Consider the following 3,143-nt stretch of genomic DNA (forward strand, 5'->3'; position numbering starts at 1 on the left):
GTACGGATACAGACAGCAGTGGCGGTTCAGAAGCTACGATGGAAAAATAACTGAACGGCGCACCATTCAGCACCCCTTCGCTGCTCAAAGTCGTTACAAAGGCTACCGGCCTTGGGATGATACTTCCGGTCAACAGCTTATAATTTTCACGCCCTGTAAGCGTGTCAGGATTCAACGAAATCATTTTTCTCCCTCATTTCCGATTACAATCGCTATTCGACTGCACATCATCAAGTTTCGCCTGATAAGCAAATGCACCATTAGTTAGCGACATGGATCACATCTCAGGCTTCCCTTTCAGTATCGCGTGAATGATACGAAATGTAAAGTTGGAGCCGGAAGATCTCCCTATTTTTCAATTATATTTCCTCGGCTATCGCGCACAGTAACCGTAATTCCCTCAGGTACAGCAATCGTAACATCAAGCTGCTGCTGAGTCTGCATAAACCGTGTCGGAATTTGACCCAGTAATACATACAAGGTATCGCCGATTTGCTTGGTCTGATATAAATCTTGCCCCTTTATTTCGTCCTCTTTGCCTGTGTATACATAACTCCCGAACACATGCACCTCCGGTGAGGTGGTTGCATCAATTTTGACCGCATAAGGATCTTCTCCCTGTACAATCACCTTGGTCACTCCGGCAGGCAGTTTTTCATGCCAGTCTGGGAGAAGCCTTGTTTCCTGAACCGAACTCATTATTTCTCTGACTTGCGGAGTGATCCCCAATGAACTGACCAAGGCAAATCCGATACAGCAAAAAACCAATACCGCCGTAATAAACATACTGAATAAATCATAACGAATGCGCTCACGCGTCCCTTTCCAAGCAGTATACATTAAAATTTCCAACCCCAGCAAAACAAAAACGACAGGCCACCAGGTCAAAGCCTGGTCCAGTATGCCCGCTCCCCAAAACTTGGAGGCAAACGTTATGCCCCCCAGCAGGACGAGGAAAAGTCCCATTGACAGCCTTCCGACTTTCCACACCCCTGCCGGAGCGTTTGACGCTTTAGAGGAACTATTTTTGTTAGGCGATGTACCCAATATACCTGTAGAGCCTCCTCCATCGCTATGAGGATGATGGGCTCCCTTAAAGGGAGCCTCACTCTTTGAAAACTCAGTATCCATTCTATTGCTTCTCCTTTACTCGTTTAGATTTGGAATTCCCGATCATCATCCAAATACCACCGCCAATCAACAATAAGGATACGATAATCGTCCGTAGATACATGTCAACCAAATTATAAATCTCTCCATTCGGAAACAGACGATCCAGAGTAGGAACTAGTACGTTGATTAAGATGTAATAGGCGCCCAGCAATAGCAACCCCAAGCCTACCCAGCGGTGATATTGTGCAAACATACCGATCACAGGCTTGTCGATCAGCGGCTCCCGTCCATAACGGCTTACTTGCTGCAACGCATCAAAAAAGCTGTAAAACCAAACCACCGGAATCAGGAACAAAAAGAGTGAAAGATGTAGCACGTCCAGTACATAGATGCCTCCTAAAAACAGAAGCATAAGCTGGAGTCCACGCTTTTGCAAACCGATATACATATGTCCAGCACCGGGAAATACCGATAAAATGGTAGCCAGCATTTTACTCCGCCGTCCCTCGACTCTTCCATGCTCCAGTTCCTCAAACAAAGTCCGGTCCTGAAGCATTTCTCCCGCTTGTTTGCGATGTACATGCTGCACCGCATCAAACATGCAATACAGCCAAATGATCGGCAGCACGCCCGCAAACGCCAAAAATCCGGATTCGTTTGTAATGCTGGTAATAAAAACGAGGATCGCTCCAAAGCCAAAGAAAGATAGCAGAAAAGACAAACCACGCTGCATCAGCCCCAAATGAAGGTGTCCCAATCCAGGAATGAACGACAGCAAAATCGTAAAAAAGCGTTCATTCTCCGATCCTTTTTGAAAAGCAGGTGATCCTGCCATACCATAGTGTCCTTGTTGATAATGGTTATAGCCCGGGCCATATCCCATTCCTGCTCCCGGTGCATCCACATCCGCGTCTGTTGCCCCCTCCGGTACCTCTCCCGTTGAACCAGCATGTCCATAAGGCCCACTTTGCGAGTAATAACCATATGGATTGGGTCCTGCATGTGGGGGATATGGAACAGCACCTGCACGAGGATCATAACGCAATAAGCTAATAATGATATGCAGCATACTCAGCCCCCAAAAAAGAGCGGCAACAAACATACTGGCCAATAAAGGTAATTCGTCTCTTGAAACCACTGAAAAAAATAATCCTCCCGCCAGACATCCGAAAAACAAAATGGTGTATACAAACGCATTGGCTTTTCTGGTCCAGTAGTAGTGTCCCACACCGGGAATGATGTTCAATAGAAATGCCAAGAGCTTGCTTCTTTCCGCATAAGGCATCGCTACACTTCCTTTCTATTTATGGGATTTAATAAAGTCCCCATTTGAAGGTTGTTGTTTGAGTTTTTTCATCTCAGCCTTTATCCGATGATTTAGGGCTTTAATTTATCGAGCCAGGTTGTTGTAGCTCGCATGACCTCTTCACTGTAAGAAACGCGTTCTTTTGGAGGAATCGGCTTTCCATCTGTTTGCGGCATCATTTTGTCAAAGGCTCCACTGGACAACAAGATCAACGTTAGGCTTGCGGCGACAACGTAGTGAAACACAGGTTTTTCAAACCAGCGGCGTTTTTTAAACAGAACTTGATTCGGTTCAGCTTCTATCTCGGGAAGAACGGCCATTACCTGATCTGTGAAGCGCTCCGTATCCATCCAGGCAGAATAATCTTTCATAGTTGACTCCAGTTGCTCCAGTGCGACAAGATATAGCATCAGCGCCTGTTCGTCTTCCAGCAGTAGCTTTTCCAGCCGGGCAGACTCCTCTATCGTGCAAGTTCCTGCAATGTAAGCATGCCAGTCATTCGATTTCCCTTCAATCCACGGTTTATCCTGTTGGTCAGTCATTGCCATTCCTCCTCCTTCCAGTGGTTTCGAATCCATAGCCGCGCCCGATAGAGCCTCGACTCTACTGTTTTTAAAGCTACCTGCGTCTCTTCTGCAATTTGGTCGTAGGTTTTGCCCTGCATATAATAGGCTTGAATAATATCCCGATGTTGCTGGGGCAACTGGGCGATTTTTTGCGATAG

The 3,143-nt window shown here is 46.4% G+C and carries 5 protein-coding genes; all 5 read right to left on the reverse strand.

The window, feature by feature from the left end; translation table 11 throughout:
- On the reverse strand, positions 1-184 hold a 184-nt coding region (locus tag GRP75_RS22655; RefSeq protein ID WP_202404270.1), incomplete at its 3' end, for a flavin reductase family protein.
- A gap of 164 nt (positions 185-348) precedes the next feature.
- Positions 349-1,131: a hypothetical protein gene (locus GRP75_RS22660; RefSeq protein ID WP_160790428.1), complete on the reverse strand. Its 783-nt coding sequence runs from the start codon at positions 1,129-1,131 to the stop codon at positions 349-351.
- A 1-nt stretch (position 1,132) separates the two neighbouring features.
- Positions 1,133-2,398 carry a multi-tm2 domain protein gene (locus GRP75_RS22665; protein WP_160790429.1) on the reverse strand — a complete coding sequence of 422 codons (1,266 nt, stop codon included), beginning with the start codon at positions 2,396-2,398 and terminating at the stop codon, positions 1,133-1,135.
- A gap of 92 nt (positions 2,399-2,490) precedes the next feature.
- Complete coding sequence (locus tag GRP75_RS22670; protein ID WP_023989126.1) at positions 2,491-2,961, reverse strand: hypothetical protein; 471 nt, start codon at positions 2,959-2,961, stop codon at positions 2,491-2,493.
- On the reverse strand, positions 2,958-3,143 hold a 186-nt coding region (locus tag GRP75_RS22675), incomplete at its 5' end, for an RNA polymerase sigma factor (RefSeq protein ID WP_160790430.1). The genes GRP75_RS22675 and GRP75_RS22670, both read right to left, overlap by 4 nt.

It is taken from the genome of Paenibacillus sp. OT2-17, assembly GCF_009827695.1.
GTDB classification, from domain to species: domain Bacteria; phylum Bacillota; class Bacilli; order Paenibacillales; family Paenibacillaceae; genus Paenibacillus; species Paenibacillus polymyxa_B.